Source organism: Streptococcus parasanguinis (assembly GCF_001069785.1).
GTDB lineage: Bacteria > Bacillota > Bacilli > Lactobacillales > Streptococcaceae > Streptococcus > Streptococcus parasanguinis_T.
Map to the genome: position 1 here is coordinate 30977 of NZ_JVSR01000056.1, position 16542 is coordinate 47518.

Here is a 16542-nt window from a genome sequence, read left to right on the forward strand (position 1 = left end):
CTAATGAAAGGCGAGACCTCGGTTCAAGAACGCCTCTCTTCATTTCATAATAGTTTGTGTTTTTCTAGTAGTTTTTTGGTTTCTTCTTTTTCAGGTTGACCAAATTGAGCTGCGAGGCGCTCGCTCCAGCTGTCTGTTGCACGCGCTCCAGCATAATCTGCCTGAACCTTGTCATAGGCAGTCACAACTGATAGGTCTTGTTCTTGGTATTCTTCTTCAAAAGCAACCTGCTCCAATGGCAAACGTGGTTTCACCGCATGTTGCTGGTTGGGTACTCCGAGAGCAATCCCAAAAACCGGATAGGTATAGTCTGGCAGACGGAAGAGTTCTGCGACTTCTTCTGAACAGTAGCGCAACATGCCGATCATCACTCCACCATAGCCGAGACTTTCAGCTGCCAATAGCGTGTTTTGAGCTGCTAGAGCCGCATCCACTGAGGTGATCAGTAAGTTGTCCACCCCTTCAGGATGGAAATCCTGCTCATGAAGTTTGACAGCTTTTTCAGCACGGTTTAAATCTCCAACAAAGAGGAGAAAGACATCTGATTGGCGAATCGCTTCTTGAGGAAGCAAGTCGTAAAGAGCTTCTTTCTTTTCCTTGCTTTTGACCACAATCACAGAATAAGACTGAAAGTTTTTCCAACTTGATGCCATCTGCCCAGCTGATAAAATTTCCATGAGGTCAGCTTCTTTGATGGCTTCTTCCTTAAAACGGCGAACAGAAAAATGAGCATTCATTAAACGGATGGTTTCATTCATCGGCGATTGACTCCTTCCAAATGGATTTCCTTGGCTAAAAATTTCACGCGCTCCATGACACGTTTGGCCTGCCAGGTTTCATCTCCATTACGCGAAGCTGCAAAATGACGTTCCAACTCTTCAAAATTAAAGTTAGAAGTAAAGAAGGTTGGGAGATTTTCCTGCATTCGGTGCTGCAAAATCACTTGTAAGATTTCATCTCGCACCCAGGCTGACATCTGTTCCGCACCGATATCATCGAGAATTAAAATTTCGGCTTTTTTCACCTGATCGACGGTTTCTTTGACCAAGCCTGAACTGATGGCATTTTTAACGTCAATAGCAAAACTTGGGAAATGAAGTAAGGTGGTAGAGGCCTGGCGTTTTTCGGATAAATCATGAGCCAAGGCTGCCATCATGTAGCTCTTTCCTACTCCAAAATCACCATAGAGGTAGATCCCCTTTTGATATTCTGGATAGTTGGCCACAAAATTGGCTAATTCTTCAAAGGCCTCAAATCGCCCCTTATCATCGAGTTCTACCTTGGCTAGACTCGCTTCTTTCAAGGTTGAAGGGAGATTGATCAAGTTGAGACGTTGGTTGATCGCAGCTCGTTTTTGGGCTTCAATTAACTCTGGCGTCTCCTCATAAGCGACATCCGCATAGCCTTCATTCATGGTGAGGATGGGTTTGTAGCCTTTGGCAATATAATCCGGATCTCCCAATAAGAAACGGTTGCGTTCACTAATGTATTGATTAAATTTTGAAATACTACGTCGAATTTCTTGTTCAGACAAAGACTGGTCCTTGATAAAGGCAGCCACTTCTTGGTCTGCCAAGATCTGTGCGACCAAATCCTCATAGTTAAATTGACGCGCACGGTTCATGTGAGACATGGTTTGACCTACACTTTCCATCTACTCACCTCCTTGATTCAGTTTTTCTAATAGGCGTTGTTTCTCTTTAGCAAGATCCACCTTTTCTGCTTGACTGGTTTGATTTTGATAGTTTGGTTGGCTCCACTTGGGAACATTGCTGTTCTTGCCCTTAGCTGATGTAGGACTCGTCCCCTTGTTTCCTTGAGCTTTAGCTTGTTCCTGGCGTTCTCGAACTTTTAAAACTGCCAGTTCTGCACTGTTGACGCCTTGATAAGAAAAATCATTTCCCACCTTCAAAGCATACTTTTCATTGAGATTAGCAGACTGGGTCTTGTTAAAGGTCAACAACAAGATAATATTGATCACCTCGTCTAGTAAGCCTAGATCAGCTAACTTGGATAATGTCTTGCGTTCGCTCTGCGTAATGGTCGCATTGCGCGCCTTCTTAATCTCCGCTAGAAATTGTAGGCTGGATTTTGCCTTCGCTTCCCTCAGAATGGTTTCTTCCTGACGGCTATAGGACATGCGGGGGTGCTCCTGGCTCGCCTGAGCCAACTTTTGCTTCATTCTCTTTGGAGAGACAATCCGGTCTACAGCCGTTTCTTTTGCTAGGAGATAGGTTTCATACCAGGTCCATTGTTGTTCTTCTGCGAGGGCAAAGAGGGCTAAAGTCGCTTCTCCTTCATCCGCAAAACGAAGTCCATCACGCCCCATCATTCGCTTAAACATCTCCATATCAAACTGCTGTTTCTTACTTGGAAGAACGGTCGCCTCACCAGCATCTAGTCCAAAGACTTGAGAGAAGGAAACTTGCCGTCTAGTTCCTAAAGAGCGTGCTGGGATCAGATCCTCAACAGCCTTTTCCCCAATCTTTTTTTCAAGCAAGCGTTTAAAAACAGCATTTGAAAAAAATTGTTCTGAGGCAAGAGGAGCATGTAATTGGATGGTGATCCCAACTTCTTCCTCATAGAGATCGATCAACCCCATGGCAATTAAACGATCAAAAGCGAGTAGCAACTGTGGAAATCCTATATTCAAGTGATTGAGGATTTGAGCCAGTAAATATTGTTTTTCACCCTGATCATAAGAGGCCAGCAGATAACGATAAACTGCTACCGTTTCCGTCTCCAAAATAGGCAGGTAATACTGCTCCAATGCAGCCCCTGCCGGCGGAAGAAGATTATTTTTTAAAAATGAGAAAGGCGTATTAGGCTTCATCTATTTTTCCTTTTTCTTCTTGGTTCCCTTCGTGATTTGTTTCAAGAGGGTCTCTAATTCACCGACATCCTTGAAACTCCGGTAAACACTTGCAAAACGGACATAGGTAATCTCATCTAGATCTGCTAACTCATCCATAACCAAAGAACCAATATACTCACTGTTAATTTCATTATCACTTTGGCTGCGAACCTTTTGCTCGATCCGGTTTACAATTTCTTCGATTTCGTCACTAGAAACCGGCCGTTTTTGAGCTGAGCGGATAATACCATTAAAGATTTTATCACGAGAAAATTGCTCGCGTGTCCCATCTTTTTTGACGACCACTAGGGTCCGCTCTTCCACTCGTTCGTAGGTAGTAAAGCGATAATGGCATTCTTCGCATTCCCTGCGACGACGGATGGTGTTCCCATCTTCAGCTTGTCGACTATCCACCACACTAGACTTACTTCCACCACATTTTGGACAACGCATTTGCTACCTCCTTAAACTGTTTTAACACTTCATTTTACCATAAATTGAATCGTAAAGAAAGCAGAAGAACAGGAGAATCCCCTATGCTTGCTCCTATTTGATCCATAAAAAAGAGTCGAAGGACGATTTGAATAAAATCGTTTTCCTTTCGACTCTCCGTTTATATTAAAGCGATAATTCAGCTTCTAAGCCATAGTGATCACTAACATGGGGTTTGTTTTGACCATCAAAAATGACATGTAGACGCTGGATGTCCCATTCTGGACTTGCAAAGACGTAATCGATTCGCAATGGAACTTGATTATCCGTCCAGCCATCGATTCCAGGACCTACAGTATAAGTCCCCTTTGTTTCTTTGGCTTCGATAAAACTATCTTGAAGTTTTAGCGAACTGGATAGAATCGTTTCATACCCTTCTTGACCAGCAGGATTATTGAAATCACCAGCTAGAATAAAAGGTTTGCCTACTTGGCTGAAGTAGTTCTCAATGCGTGGCCACTCAAATTGGAAACCTTTGTCCCACCAAGAAAGATGGACGCTGGCAACAGCAATCTCTTTGCCATCCACACTCGTATGGGCGACGGCCACTCGACGAGTATGGTAGTCCGTTGGATCATCCATATTGGATACCAAAATCTCATCCGCCTTCAAGGGTTGACGCGAAAGAACCGCTACACCCTCATTGAAGTGATCATAGCCAATATGGTTGTAGGCCCAAGTCCAATAATAGTGGAGTCCATGAGCAGCTAACTCTTCTACCAATACGCGAACAAAGTGATCCTTGTGAATCGCTACAGATGATGGCAAAGCTTGATAATACTCATCTGTTTCGACTGTTTCTGAGGCCATTTCTTGATTGACCTCTTGGAAACAGATCACATCATATTGCGCTTCTAAAATTTGTTCCTTGAGGGTTTCAAATTTTTGCTGAGCATTCTCTTCCATCCAACTATGGGAATTTAATGTTAAAAATTTCATCCCCTGATTTCTCCTTCTCTCCAAATCAAGAAACGGCAAGAGGCCGGGTGCACTGTCCCAACCTCATTTTCTTTGCCGATGTCTTTTATAATTCTACTGTTGCAACTGGTGCATTTGCTGCCAATTTACCAGTATGTTCGACCTTAACGGATTTAATCGCATCTGCATTTGTGAAGACAACAATTGTTGAAGTTTCACGACCAGCTGCACGGATTGCATCAAGGTCTGCTTCCACCAAGAGGTCTCCAGCAGCCACTGTTTGACCTTCAGAAACTTTAACCTCAAATGGTTTTCCTTCAAGACTAACAGTATCTAGACCGATATGAACCAAGACTTCCAAACCATTATCTGTTACCAAACCAAGGGCATGTTTGGTTGGGAAGACACTAGTAACTTTACCAGCAACTGGTGAAACGATGTGGCCATTTTCAGGCTCAACTGCAAATCCGTCTCCCATCATTTTTTGTGAGAATACAGGATCTTTCACATCTTCGATGTTGATCACTTCACCATCTGCAACAGAGTGAACTTCATCAGTTACCCCTTTAAAGGTTGCTTCAGCCTTTTGAACTGCTGTCATTTGGCTAGGAAGTGTTTCAGGAATGACTTCACCTGAATCAAGAACGTCTTGGATATCAGATTTCAATACGTCAGCTTTAGGTCCGTAGATCGCTTGGACCCCTTGTCCTTTCATGACAAGACCCATAGCGCCTTCAGCTTTCCATTGTTCTTCTGTTCCGACTTTTTCAGCGTCCTTAACGGTTACACGAAGACGAGTCATACATGCGTCAACGTCGACGATGTTAGCACGTCCACCAAGAAGGTTGATAATGTTAATGACTTGTGAGCTTGCTGAGCTTGTAGCAGCACCTGCTGCTGCACCATCTCCTGCAGGGGCATCATCATTTTGTTCATAGTTACCGTTACGTCCTGGAGTCGCATAATTGAATTTCTTAATCATGAAGTTGGCAATGAAGTACATGATAAATCCAAAGAGGACTGTTACCCATACAAAGTTAAAGATATCTAATGCCAAACCAGCGTTGATGGCCATTGGGGTACGTGTCAAGAACTCGATTGAACCGAATGAGTGAACTCGAAGGTTAACCAAGTCAGCCATTGCAAAGGCAGCCCCTTGAACAAGAGCATAGATGATGTACAATGGTGTAGCAATAAACATGAACATGTATTCAATTGGTTCTGTTACACCTGTCAAGAATGTTGCAAGGGCAGTTGCAAAAAGCATCCCTTTGTATTTTTCTTTTTTATCTGGATCCACATTGCGGTAGATAGCAACCACGATCCCCATCAAGATACCAAATGATCCGATCATTTGACCAACTTTGAAACGAGCTGGTGTGTAGGCATGAAGCAAGTGTTGGTATTGGCTAGGATCAGCTTTCTTCAAGTTAACAAGGTCTGTTACCCAAGCCAACCAAAGTGGATCTTGTCCAAATACAGTTGTTCCTTTAGCTGCACCTGTAAGTACTTGGTAGCTACCACCCAATTGAGTATAGTTGATTGGAATGGTCAACATATGGTGAAGACCAAATGGCAAGAGAAGACGTTCTAAGGTACCAAACAAGAATGGTGCCAATACTGGAGCTGTTGATTGTGAGTTGGCAATCCAAACACCAAATCCATTAATTCCTGATTGAACTACTGGCCACAATGCTGACAGAACCAAGGCTGTTAGAGCTGAACGAACGATAACAACGAATGGTACAAAGCGTTTCCCGTTGAAGAAAGAAAGGGCTTCTGGGAGTTTACGGTAGTTGTAGTATTTATTGAAGGCAGTTGCTCCAACGAAACCTGAGATAATCCCTACAAATACCCCCATATTAAGAGCTGGAGCTTCAAGAACACTGATAAAGTAGTCCGCAACTTTAATTGATCCACCGAAGATTGTGTGAACCGTAGCAGCCTTATCAGCTAACATTGCAGATGTCACTCCGAAAACTGCACCGGTAATACGGTTAATCAAGATGAAAGAGAGACCAGCTGCAAAGGCACCCCCTGCACGTTCTTTGGCCCAGCTACCACCGATAGCAAGGGCAAAGAGGATGTGAAGGTTTCCGATAACCCCCCAACCGATTTGTTCGAGAATTCCACCTGTAATAACAAGTGGAGATAAATTCGGGTTGATCATAGGGATAGATTTCCCGATTGAAATCATCAACCCAGCCGCTGGCATGACAGCGATAACGACCATCAAGGCCTTACCGAACTTCTGCCAGAATTCAAAGCTAAATAAACTTTTGAATGATCCTTTGTTCATCATTCAACCTCCTTATATTGTTTAAGGCTTTGTTTTAAGAAAACGTTTGCGCTTAATTTGTTTCTAGTATACCATATTTTAAAAATTTGTAAAGCCTTACATTCATTTTTTTCTCCAAATTTTATCATTTTTTATCTTTTTTAAGCCAAATTCTTTTTAAAACTCATTCTTTTTCAGCGCAAACGTTTCCCTTGAAACATAAAAACATTCGAACCCTCTAAGGGTTCGAATGCTTCACTCTAATGCGTCTTGCATGGCATAGCCAATCCCACGAACTGTCTTAATATAGCTTTTTTGACCTGGTAGATCAATTTTCCCACGGAGATAACGGATATAGACGTCAACAATATTAGTCTCACCTGCACTCTCGTACTTCCAGACACTTTCCAACAACTGATCTCGTGTCACCACTCCCTTGCTACCCATCAGAGTCGCCAGGAGGTCATATTCTCTGCGGGTCAAACTAATCATGTCTTTCCCACGATAGACGGTATGGTGTTCCACATCAATGCGCAAATTGCGGTATGACGTTGGGATTTTCATCTGGCTACAATGTTGGTCAATATAATCACGTCCTCTAAAAATGGCTGTGATCTTATCTACCAAATCGCTGATAATAAAGGGTTTAACCATATAGGAAACGGCAAAGCGCTGAATACTCTCTTTGTGCTCAGCAATTTTTTCGCGGCTATCTAAAACAATCAAAACAGAAGCTGGGCGAATCCGACTGATTTCCTCTGCGAATGTTTCACCAGACATATCTGACAGATCGTAATTAAACAAGATCAGATCATATTTGGTCGCAGCAATCAATGCCAGACCCTCTTTTCCATCTTCGACCACATCAACTTGATACCCCTCTTTTTGAAGTTCCAAATCAATAAAGCGAGCGATTTGCTTCTCATTTTCTACTAGTAGAACTCGTTTGACCATAGGGCAAGATTATTTTTCGTCGTACCAAGAATAGTGGAAAGTACCTTCTTTGTCTTTACGTTGGTATGTGTGAGCACCAAAGTAGTCACGTTGTGCTTGGATCAAGTTTGCTGGAAGATCCGCTGAACGGTAGCTATCGAAGTAAGTAATGGCTGCTGAGAAGGTTGGTACTGGTACACCTGCTTGAACAGCAAGAGCTACGATATCACGAACTGATTGTTGATACTTAGCAGTAACATCCAAGAAGTACTCATCCAATAGAAGGTTAGCAAGATCTGCATCACGGTTGTAGGCATCTGTGATCTTTTGCAAGAAACGAGAACGGATGATACATCCATCGCGCCAGATAGATGCGATGTCCGCAAATGGCAAGTTCCAGTTGTTTTCTTTAGAAGCGACACGCAATTGCGCAAAACCTTGTGCGTAAGAGATGATTTTTGAGAAGTAAAGGGCTTGACGAATCTTTTCGATCAACTCAGCCTTGTCTCCTTCAAATTTGAAAGCAGCTGGTTTTGGAAGAACCTTGCTAGCATGAACACGTTCTTCTTTGTAAGCAGAGATGTAACGGGCAAATACTGACTCAGTAATGAGTGACAATGGCACACCAAGATCAAGCGCTGATTGGCTAGTCCATTTACCAGTTCCTTTGTTTCCTGCAGCGTCCAAGATATAGTCTACGATTGGTCCATCTTGACCTTCATCGTCTTTGCGTTTCAAGATATCAGCAGTGATTTCAATCAAGTAGCTGTCCAATTCACCCTTGTTCCACTCCGTGAAGATTTCAGCCATGTCTTCTGCAGAAAGACCAAGCAAGTGTTGCATCAAATCATAGCTTTCTGCAATCAATTGCATATCCCCATACTCGATCCCGTTGTGGACCATTTTCACGTAGTGACCAGCTCCATCAGGACCGATGTAAGTCACACATGGTTTACCATCTTCTGGTGCTTTTGCAGAGATTTCTTCAAGAACGTCTGCTACCAAGTCATACGCTTCTTTTTGTCCACCAGGCATGATAGAAGGACCTTCAAGGGCACCTTTTTCACCACCAGATACACCAGTACCGATAAAGTTGATCCCTGAGTTCGCCAACTCTTCGTTCCGACGGATGGTATCTTTGTAGAACGTGTTTCCTCCGTCGATCAAGATATCGCCTTTATCCAAATGTGGAAGAAGGGCTTGGATGGTTGCATCTGTACCAGGTCCTGCTTGAACCATAAGCATGATACGGCGTGGTTTTTCGATAGAGTTTACGAAGCTTTCGATATCATAGCTTGGCACAAAGTTCTTTTCAGGATGGCAAGCAACAACATCTTCCGTTTTTTCTTTACTACGGTTATAAATGGCAACTGTATAGCCACGAGATTCAATATTAAGGGCAAGGTTACGACCCATTACGGCCATACCAACAACACCAAAGTTTGCTTTAGTCATGTGACACTCCTCTTTATAGTTTGCCTTTATTCTACCATTTTTCCTCCTCAAAAGAAAGCAGAAAATAGCTTCCTGCCTTCTCTAAGAGGGAGAAGATCATGCAAGTCGTTTGATCTTCAAAATAAAAGTGCCCGAGAAACAGTTCTCAGACACTTTCTTAAGAATGGCATTAATCTTCTTTAGAAGCCAACTCCTCTGCTTCAATGACCGGTTGATCTCCTTCTTTGAGTTTGTTGACCGTCATATTAACTCCTAGAGCTCCTGCTAACAATTGACGAATATCGAATCCAGCTCCTTGAGAGACTTGGTCGATACTTTGCATGATATCGCCCACCATCTTAGAAGCATTACCCTCACCGTACATGGTAATCTTATCCACCTTGGTTAATGGTTCTGCGACAGCACGCGCAATTTCAGGCAACTTGTCAACGACCATTTCAGTAATGGCTGCTTCTTGCATTTTCTTCATCGCTTCGGCCTTTTGGTCCAAACCTTTGGCTTCAGCTTCCAGTTTCAAGCGAATGGCTTCAGCCTCGGCACGACCTTTGGCTTCAATAGCTTCGGCCTCTTGCAATTGGGCAAATTTCTCAGCTTCGGCTTGAGCTTTTCGAGCTTCGGCTTCTTTTTGTGTTTCGAAGAGTTCTGCTTCCGCCTTGCGTTGGCGTTCGATCAATTCTGCTTCTGCAGCTTGTTGACGCGCATATTTTTCAGCTTCAGCTTGTTTGCGGATATTGGCATCCAATTCTTGTTCACGAACCTTAACTTCGCGCTCTTTGACTTCTGCTTCTTTTTCTTGCTTCATGATATTGGCTTCGGCTGCCACGCGCTCTTGTTCACGACGTTGCACTTCTGCCTCAATCCCTTTAGCGGCATCTGCTTTTGCTTGGGCAATATCTGCTTCTTGCTTGAGGGCTGCTTGTTTGAGTTTTAATTCATTTTGTTTTTGCGCGATTTCAAGATCGGCAGCGACCCGTTTGTCGTTAGCCAATTTATCTTGTTCTGCTTCGACTTCCTTGCGTTCGCGTTCTGCTTTGGCTTTGGCAATCAAGGCATCTTTCTTAATGGTTTCAACATTTTCAATCCCGAGGTTATCGATGACTCCCCCTTCATCAGAGAAGGATTGAACCGTAAAGGCGATGACTTCTAGACCCATTTTAGCCAAGTCTGGCGCTACGTTGTCTTGCACTTTTGAGGCAAACTCTTGACGGTCATTGACCATCTTACGGAGCTCCATCTGACCGATCACTTCCCGCAGGTTTCCTTCCAAGACATCTTGGACAGAATTGGAAATATCTGTCGTATTCCAGTTCAAGAAGTTTTCTGCAGCCCGGGCAATCATTTCATCGGTTGTACCAATTTTTAATTTAACAGCCGCATCGGCACGGACGTTAATGAAGTCCAGTGTTGGGACTGCTTCTGACGTCCGAACATCTGTCGAGAATTGCTCAATATCAAGATAAGAGCGTTGTTCGACAAAGGGAATCATAAAGCCTGCTTTCCCACGCAAGTGACGTTGCTTCCGAAGACCGGTAATGACCACGACTTCGTTGGGTTTAGCATTGACATACCCTTTGACCAACAAGATCAATACAAGAATGGCTACGATTACAAAAGTAATCAACCAACCTGGAATAAATAAAGTATCCATACTTTTTCTCCTTTTTTAGAGGTCTCCCCTCTGTTGTTTATTAATCCTAGTATATCAAAAGAAGGCCTTTCCTCAAAGAAAAGACCTGTATTTATGTCTAAATTTATCAAATGCAATCTCTAGCTTATTCTTCATCAAACAAGCCATTTAGACCAGCGAAAGGACTGTTTTCTTCTTTCTTGATCGCTTGAGCGGCTTGGTATTCTTCTTCGGACAGGATTTTCCAATCATTGCCTTCGATAAAACCTTGTCCAGCCTCTTCTTCTGGAGTGAGAACCTTGAGAGGAATATTGAGCAGAATATTATCTGCTACACTCTCACTCAGGTCAATCTTCCCACCTTCGATTGGAAGGATCAAGTCTTCCTCTAGGGCCTCGATATCTGCGTCAGACTGTACATCCTCCGCAAACACCTCTGTTACAGGATAGTTCTCTTGAAGCTCAACAGGCTCCATGCTTCGGCTAGATGCCAAAACGATGGTGTAGGTCAACTGGTAATCCAAGACATAGAGGCCTGTATCATAGGCTACTCGTCCTGTCGCTGTCACATTCTTTAAATCAAGAATTTCTGAATTACGCTTTTGCAGATCCTTTAACAAATCCAACTCTTGATCAAAAGCTAGTCCTTCAGGATTTTTACGGATTTCTTGTGTATATAAGTTCATTCTTTTGTCCTCAAATCTTCTAGATACTACTAGTATATCATGAAGCTGCCCCTCAACCAAGAAGTCTCCTCAAAAATTTGTTATAATCATGAAAAAAGATACAGTAACTAGGCCAATTGGTGTTGTACACAAGGTCCCACCATCTCTTGGACAACAGAGGGTCACTGGCTAGGGCATTGAGCAATGTTAGATAGAGGAGAATTCATGAAAGAAATCGGAGCAGTTTTTCGGCAAATACGTGAAAGTCGCCACATCTCTTTAGAGGAAGCTACGGGTGGCGAATTTTCGCGCTCTATGCTGTCGCGATTTGAAAGAGGAGAAAATGACCTGACCACGCAACGGTTTTTTCAGGCCCTTCAACAGATCAAAACCAGCCTCAGTGAGTTTTCTCATCTAGCTGGAATCGATCAGCACTCTTTTATTCCCAAATTGTTGAAAGAGCACTATGAAAACATGAGCTTGGAACACGACCAAGCCTTGTACCAAACTTACCAGCTAGCCTATCAGAAACATCACAAAAAAGAAGACCTCTTAGCCAGCATTATTCTCAAGGCCCAAATGCTTGGCTTCTATCCTGAGGTGGAGCTCACCGCTAGCCAAGAGGAACTGGATTTCCTCCATGATTATCTCTTCTCTGTCATGATCTGGGGAAATTTTGAATTGAACCTGTTCTCTCTGACCTCTCCACTTTTCTCTAGTCGCCTCTATCGACAATACACAGAGGAGTTGGTCCAAAGGGAGGATTTCAAGCTTCTCCTAGATTCCTCTCGTCCTGCCCTTAACTCTATTTTTCTTAATGGCTTCTTTCTGGCCATTAGTTCAAATGAATTTGAAGATGCAACCTATTTTGATCAGTTGATCAAGGACCACTTTTACTCCGAAAATGAAGCCTACCATCGGACGGTTTATCTCTACGCCAAAGGAGAATTTCTCTATCGAAAGGGAGAAAAAGAAATCGGTCTTGAAAAGATGGAACAGGCCATCCAGGTTCTCTCTATTCTGGATTGTAAGGACAGTGCCAACTACTACAAACAGGGCCTGCAAGAACTGATCAATAAATCCTAAAAACTCACAGATCTACTCTGTGAGTTTTTGTTGAAAATATGCAACATTAATTTTTTCTTGCTTTTTAGGTTTACAATAGGACTATCAAGTAAAGAAAGAAGGTTCTTCCCATGATGACCAAACTAAAAAACCACTTCCTCCGCTTTCTTCTCTCACATACTAGCGTCTATCTGAAGGATCAGAAGCTAGCTCTTTCAGAAGAGGAAAAATTGGAGCTCTTCAAACAGATCTTTCGATCCATCAAACAAGTCCTAGCAACTAATCACGTGAAGGAGGAAGGCTCATGAAACTCTTAGCTCGTAATAAAATTTTTGCCTTACTTAGTCTTTCACGCTTTTTAAATACCCTTGGCGCTGCCATCTACAATCTTGTCTTTGTGGTCTTTGCTGCCAGTATGCCGCAACCGAGCCTAGCAGTTGGCATTGCCAATCTCATTGTATTTATTCCTAGCCTCTTTACCATTTTTGTCGGGATGAAGGCTGACCGCACGAAGAAAAAAGCTAACTGGTTGATCCGCATTGGCTATCTTCAAGCTATCCTCTTTATCCTTATTGCCCTCATGACCAAGATTCCGGGTTACCTAGCCTTTTCGATTGTTTGCTTTTTAAACATTGTTTCAGATTGTTTGAGTGATTATCGCGGAGGCTTGCAACTCCCTATCATGAAAAAGAACATCCCAGACGAGGATTTAATGGAGGCTTATTCCTTCAACCAACTGCTTAGTATGGTCTGTTCGATTTCTGGACAAGCTCTAGGAGTTTGGCTGCTAGCTATCAGCCATCAAAATTTTGCCCTGGTCGCTTCGATCAATGCAGTGACTTTTCTCCTGTCTTCTACCTGTCTCTTGATTAGAAAAAAGCAGCTGACACATGATCCCGTCATTGAGCCCAAAAGTAAGAATTCTTTGGTACACGAATGCCAAGAGATGTACCAGAACGCCAAAAGTATTTTTTCAGATGAGGAGGTTCACCACTTTGGCAAGTTGCTCTTCTCATTGGTTCTCATCAATGCCCTTGGGGGATCCATCTCAGGTATCTACAATTTACAACTGCTTCACTCCCCCTTCTTTCAGTTGAGCTTTAGCCAATCCCTCTTGATCTTAGAGGCAGTGACTATTTTAAGCATGGTCTGGGCTAGCCTGACACCCCATGACTATTTTTCCAAGCAATCGCTCCACCATATCCTCCTTTGGATCACAGGTGGGCTGACTATGCTTGGGCTCACAAATATTCTGGTGCACTGGGATTTCCTTTCCCTTCTACTCATCACTTTCCTTGGTTATCTTGTAGCAAAAATCAACCCAAAAGTTTCCAGCCTTTTAATGAGCAAATTACCCGCTGAAAAATTAGCTTCTACCTCTAGCTTTTTGGGACTGATGGTCAGCTTTGCCATGCCACTTGGGACAGCTCTCTTTTCTAGTCTAGCTATCTGGAGCCTTTCCCTAGCGTGGGGGATCTTTGCCATCCTTGGTTTCACTACCCTCCTCTTAACTACCAAATAAAAAACCCACCGTTTGGTGGATTGAGCTTAAAGACAAAGTTATCTTTTATACAATTCTATTAACTTCTATAAAGATAAATACTTTTTATTCTTTAGAGTTATTCAATCATCTACTGAAACTTTCCGCCGTGAGAAAAGTACTAGAAACAAGTTGTTTCTAGCACTCGGGAGTTTTGGAACCTTAGATCCAAAACTAAGTCATGGAACTTCATAGAAGTTCGCTGACGTCCGTACTCACCCAAGGAAAGGTTCTAAGATGATGGTGTCTTCAATCTGAATCCACTGTTTGATGGATTTTTTTACATATTTCTTAATCTTTCAACCCGCTCAGCAATGGGTGGGTGGGTATAAAAGAGCTTTTGAAAGCCGGATTCTTTTTTAGGATCGTTGATAAAAAGAGCACTGCTCGCATCATCGACATGTCGTTGCATTGGTTCGCTATTGTCTAGTTTTAACAAAGCATTGATCATCCCTTGAGGATTCCGCGTCAATTCGACACTTGAAGCGTCTGCTAGGAACTCCCGTTGACGAGAGATGGCTAACTGGACCAAGGTCGCTGCTAATGGCGCTAAAACGATGGCAAGCAAGGAAAGGATCAACATAACAATCTCCAAACCACCGCTACCTTCTCGATCATCGTCCCGGCTACGACCACCGCCCCACCACATCATCCGGCCACCAATGCTAGAAAGCATGGTGATGGCACTGGCAAGGGCCACTGCAATCGTAGAGATGCGAATATCGTAATTGCGAATGTGGCTGACTTCATGTCCGATGACTCCCTCCAATTCCTCACGGTTCATCACAGCTAGAAGACCTGTCGTTGCTGCAACAGCAGCATTTTGAGGATTGGACCCTGTCGCAAATGCATTCATAGAAGGATCATCTACAATATAGACCCGAGGCATGGGGATCTGAGCTACCATAGCCATATCTTGGACAATATGGTAGAGCTGAGGGGCTTGCTCTTCCGTCACCTCACGCGCCCCATTCATCCGCATCACAACTTCAGTTGATTGGAAAATCATGCTAAAGGCATAAATCCCACCAATAATCAAAGCTAGGATGACGCCACCAAGGGAGGAGCCTAACCAGAGGTAGCCAACGGCTGCTCCGATGAGGGCCAAGAGTATGAAAAAAGCAATAAGGAGAATCCAGGTTCTCCTTTTATTGCTTGCAATTTGGTCAAAAAGCATATTAGTCTCCTAATCCGCTAAAATCCACCTTTGGTACAGCTTTTTCTTCTTCAGGCACTTGAAGGAATTCGGCTTGTCTGAAGCCAAACATTCCAGCAATTACGTTTGTTGGGAAAGTTTCCAATTTCACATTGTAATTGCTTGTGACACTGTTGTACAATTGACGGGCATAAGAAATTTTGTTTTCTGTATTGGTCAATTCTTCTTGCAATTGCATGAAGTTGGTGTTAGCCTTCAAGTCTGGGTAGTTTTCAGCAACCGCAAAAATGCCTGCCACTTGACGGGAAAGAGCATCACTGGCTGCCATCGCTTCTGCAGGTGAAGTAGCTTGAGCCACTTGTTGGCGAAGTTGAGTGACCTTAGCAAGGGTATCACCCTCATATTTTGCATAGCCTTTAACGGTTTCGATCAAGTTTGGAATCAAGTCATTCCGACGTTTCAATTGCACATCAATTTGACTCCATGCTTCACGAGTCTGCATGCGGCTTTTCACCAAACCGTTGTAAACTCCTACTACAATCAACACAAGGACTACAATGATCCCAAGAATAATCCAAATCATTTTATTGAATTCCTTTCATTTCTTTCTACCAGTATATCAAATTTCCCTTATTTTGTGGTAAAATAAAAGCATGAAACCAGAAGAATTTTATGTCCGTTTAGCCGACCTCGGCTTTCCATTAACTGATCGTCAAAAAGAGCAATACGAACGCTATTTTGAGCTCCTCGTGGAATGGAATGAGAAAATTAATCTCACTGCCATCACAGAAAAAGACGAAGTCTATCTCAAGCATTTTTATGATTCTATCGCACCCATTTTACAGGGCCTGATCGAAAACCAACCCATCCGTCTCTTGGATATTGGAGCTGGCGCCGGCTTTCCAAGCCTACCAATGAAGATCCTATTCCCTGAGCTGGATGTGACCATCATTGATTCCCTCAATAAGCGGATCAATTTTCTCCACTTGCTGGCTGAAGAGTTGGGCTTGAGCGGAGTTCATTTCTACCATGGACGTGCGGAGGATTTTGCGCAAGATAAGGCCTTTCGTGCCCAATTTGATATCGTAACTGCCCGCGCGGTTGCCCGCATGCAGGTCCTCTCTGAACTGACCATCCCTTACCTGAAAGTAGGGGGACAGCTTCTTGCTCTCAAGGCCAGCAATGCTCCAGAAGAGTTGGAAGAAGCCAAAAATGCCCTCAACCTGCTATTTAGTAAGGTTGGAGACAATCTACAGTATGAATTGCCAAATGGGGATCCACGCTATATCACTCTTGTAGAAAAGAAAAAAGAAACCCCCAATAAATACCCAAGAAAAGCGGGCATGCCTAATAAAAGGCCATTATAGTAAGATACAAAGGGCTAAGCGGATAAAGTCAAAATAGGGAATTCGACGCAGAATCCAAAAGATTCTAGGAGGATTCATCTTTTTGACACAATCCGCAGCCCGTGTTCATTTCAGTAAGATACAAAGGGCTAAGCGGATAAAGTCAAATAAGAGGCTGGGACAAAAGTCCTAGCCTCTCAATTATTTTTGGATT

16 protein-coding genes are annotated in these 16542 nt (G+C 43.2%); 4 read left to right on the top strand and 12 right to left on the bottom strand.

Annotation, left to right across the window (positions count from 1 at the left end; genetic code table 11):
- Positions 1–44: 44 nt before the first annotated feature.
- From ADG03_RS04610 to ADG03_RS04655, 10 genes are all read right to left on the bottom strand, one after another.
- The gene (locus tag ADG03_RS04610) at positions 45–758 is read right to left on the bottom strand and encodes a nitroreductase family protein (protein WP_049472059.1); all 714 of its coding nucleotides are present in this window, start codon (positions 756–758) and stop codon (positions 45–47) included.
- A complete protein-coding gene (gene dnaI / locus ADG03_RS04615) occupies positions 755–1654 on the bottom strand; it encodes a primosomal protein DnaI (protein ID WP_003008404.1) in 900 nt (299 codons plus the stop codon). Before dnaI ends, ADG03_RS04610 begins: the two co-directional genes overlap by 4 nt.
- Complete coding sequence (locus ADG03_RS04620) at positions 1655–2833, bottom strand: replication initiation and membrane attachment family protein (protein WP_049472058.1); 1179 nt, start codon at positions 2831–2833, stop codon at positions 1655–1657.
- Entirely contained in the window at positions 2834–3307 is a 474-nt protein-coding gene (gene nrdR, locus ADG03_RS04625; RefSeq protein ID WP_003005476.1) for a transcriptional regulator NrdR, read from the bottom strand.
- A gap of 165 nt (positions 3308–3472) precedes the next feature.
- A complete protein-coding gene (locus tag ADG03_RS04630) occupies positions 3473–4285 on the bottom strand; it encodes an endonuclease/exonuclease/phosphatase family protein (RefSeq protein WP_049472057.1) in 813 nt (270 codons plus the stop codon).
- An 85-nt stretch (positions 4286–4370) separates the two neighbouring features.
- Entirely contained in the window at positions 4371–6563 is a 2193-nt protein-coding gene (locus ADG03_RS04635; protein WP_049472056.1) for a PTS transporter subunit IIBC, read from the bottom strand.
- Positions 6564–6797: 234 nt separating this feature from the next.
- Positions 6798–7496, bottom strand: coding sequence for a response regulator transcription factor (locus tag ADG03_RS04640; RefSeq protein WP_049472055.1), 699 nt, complete (start codon positions 7494–7496; stop codon positions 6798–6800).
- A gap of 9 nt (positions 7497–7505) precedes the next feature.
- Positions 7506–8930: an NADP-dependent phosphogluconate dehydrogenase gene (gene gndA, locus ADG03_RS04645; protein WP_049472054.1), complete on the bottom strand. Its 1425-nt coding sequence runs from the start codon at positions 8928–8930 to the stop codon at positions 7506–7508.
- A 169-nt stretch (positions 8931–9099) separates the two neighbouring features.
- The gene (locus ADG03_RS04650; protein ID WP_049472053.1) at positions 9100–10578 is read right to left on the bottom strand and encodes a flotillin family protein; all 1479 of its coding nucleotides are present in this window, start codon (positions 10576–10578) and stop codon (positions 9100–9102) included.
- A gap of 124 nt (positions 10579–10702) precedes the next feature.
- Entirely contained in the window at positions 10703–11242 is a 540-nt protein-coding gene (locus tag ADG03_RS04655; protein WP_049472052.1) for a YceD family protein, read from the bottom strand.
- A gap of 204 nt (positions 11243–11446) precedes the next feature.
- On the opposite strand from ADG03_RS04655, the gene ADG03_RS04660 reads away from it, so the two are divergent.
- From ADG03_RS04660 to ADG03_RS04665, 3 genes are all read left to right on the top strand, one after another.
- Positions 11447–12307 (top strand): helix-turn-helix domain-containing protein, encoded by an 861-nt coding sequence (locus ADG03_RS04660; RefSeq protein ID WP_049472051.1) that lies wholly within the window; start codon positions 11447–11449, stop codon positions 12305–12307.
- A gap of 110 nt (positions 12308–12417) precedes the next feature.
- Positions 12418–12594 carry a hypothetical protein gene (locus ADG03_RS11750; protein ID WP_192832130.1) on the top strand — a complete coding sequence of 59 codons (177 nt, stop codon included), beginning with the start codon at positions 12418–12420 and terminating at the stop codon, positions 12592–12594.
- On the top strand, positions 12591–13808 hold the full coding sequence (locus ADG03_RS04665; protein WP_049472050.1) for an MFS transporter: 1218 nt from the start codon (positions 12591–12593) through the stop codon (positions 13806–13808). The genes ADG03_RS11750 and ADG03_RS04665 overlap by 4 nt, the downstream gene beginning before the upstream one ends.
- 298 nt (positions 13809–14106) lie before the next feature.
- On the opposite strand, the gene htpX is transcribed toward ADG03_RS04665, so the two are convergent.
- Both htpX and ADG03_RS04675 read right to left on the bottom strand, forming a co-directional pair.
- Positions 14107–15003, bottom strand: a complete 897-nt coding sequence (gene htpX, locus ADG03_RS04670) for a zinc metalloprotease HtpX (RefSeq protein ID WP_049472049.1) — start codon at positions 15001–15003, stop codon at positions 14107–14109.
- A gap of 1 nt (position 15004) precedes the next feature.
- A complete protein-coding gene (locus ADG03_RS04675; RefSeq protein WP_049472048.1) occupies positions 15005–15565 on the bottom strand; it encodes a LemA family protein in 561 nt (186 codons plus the stop codon).
- A 70-nt stretch (positions 15566–15635) separates the two neighbouring features.
- Here ADG03_RS04675 and rsmG point away from each other — a divergent pair, with 70 nt between their 5' ends.
- A complete protein-coding gene (gene rsmG, locus ADG03_RS04680; protein WP_049472047.1) occupies positions 15636–16349 on the top strand; it encodes a 16S rRNA (guanine(527)-N(7))-methyltransferase RsmG in 714 nt (237 codons plus the stop codon).
- Positions 16350–16542 lie beyond the last annotated feature (193 nt).

Excerpts from the sequence above, each read along its gene's own strand:
- ADG03_RS04665 (WP_049472050.1), top strand. The coding sequence starts at position 12,591 with ATGAAACTCTTAGCTCGTAATAAAATTTTTGCCTTACTTAGTCTTTCA.
- nrdR (WP_003005476.1), bottom strand. The coding sequence starts at position 3,307 with ATGCGTTGTCCAAAATGTGGTGGAAGTAAGTCTAGTGTGGTGGATAGT.
- rsmG (WP_049472047.1), top strand. The coding sequence starts at position 15,636 with ATGAAACCAGAAGAATTTTATGTCCGTTTAGCCGACCTCGGCTTTCCA.
- ADG03_RS04610 (WP_049472059.1), bottom strand. The coding sequence starts at position 758 with ATGAATGAAACCATCCGTTTAATGAATGCTCATTTTTCTGTTCGCCGT.
- ADG03_RS04620 (WP_049472058.1), bottom strand. The coding sequence starts at position 2,833 with ATGAAGCCTAATACGCCTTTCTCATTTTTAAAAAATAATCTTCTTCCG.
- htpX (WP_049472049.1), bottom strand. The coding sequence starts at position 15,003 with ATGCTTTTTGACCAAATTGCAAGCAATAAAAGGAGAACCTGGATTCTC.
- ADG03_RS11750 (WP_192832130.1), top strand. The coding sequence starts at position 12,418 with ATGATGACCAAACTAAAAAACCACTTCCTCCGCTTTCTTCTCTCACAT.
- ADG03_RS04635 (WP_049472056.1), bottom strand. The coding sequence starts at position 6,563 with ATGAACAAAGGATCATTCAAAAGTTTATTTAGCTTTGAATTCTGGCAG.
- ADG03_RS04650 (WP_049472053.1), bottom strand. The coding sequence starts at position 10,578 with ATGGATACTTTATTTATTCCAGGTTGGTTGATTACTTTTGTAATCGTA.
- ADG03_RS04630 (WP_049472057.1), bottom strand. The coding sequence starts at position 4,285 with ATGAAATTTTTAACATTAAATTCCCATAGTTGGATGGAAGAGAATGCT.
- ADG03_RS04640 (WP_049472055.1), bottom strand. The coding sequence starts at position 7,496 with ATGGTCAAACGAGTTCTACTAGTAGAAAATGAGAAGCAAATCGCTCGC.
- ADG03_RS04655 (WP_049472052.1), bottom strand. The coding sequence starts at position 11,242 with ATGAACTTATATACACAAGAAATCCGTAAAAATCCTGAAGGACTAGCT.
- ADG03_RS04675 (WP_049472048.1), bottom strand. The coding sequence starts at position 15,565 with ATGATTTGGATTATTCTTGGGATCATTGTAGTCCTTGTGTTGATTGTA.
- ADG03_RS04660 (WP_049472051.1), top strand. The coding sequence starts at position 11,447 with ATGAAAGAAATCGGAGCAGTTTTTCGGCAAATACGTGAAAGTCGCCAC.
- gndA (WP_049472054.1), bottom strand. The coding sequence starts at position 8,930 with ATGACTAAAGCAAACTTTGGTGTTGTTGGTATGGCCGTAATGGGTCGT.
- dnaI (WP_003008404.1), bottom strand. The coding sequence starts at position 1,654 with ATGGAAAGTGTAGGTCAAACCATGTCTCACATGAACCGTGCGCGTCAA.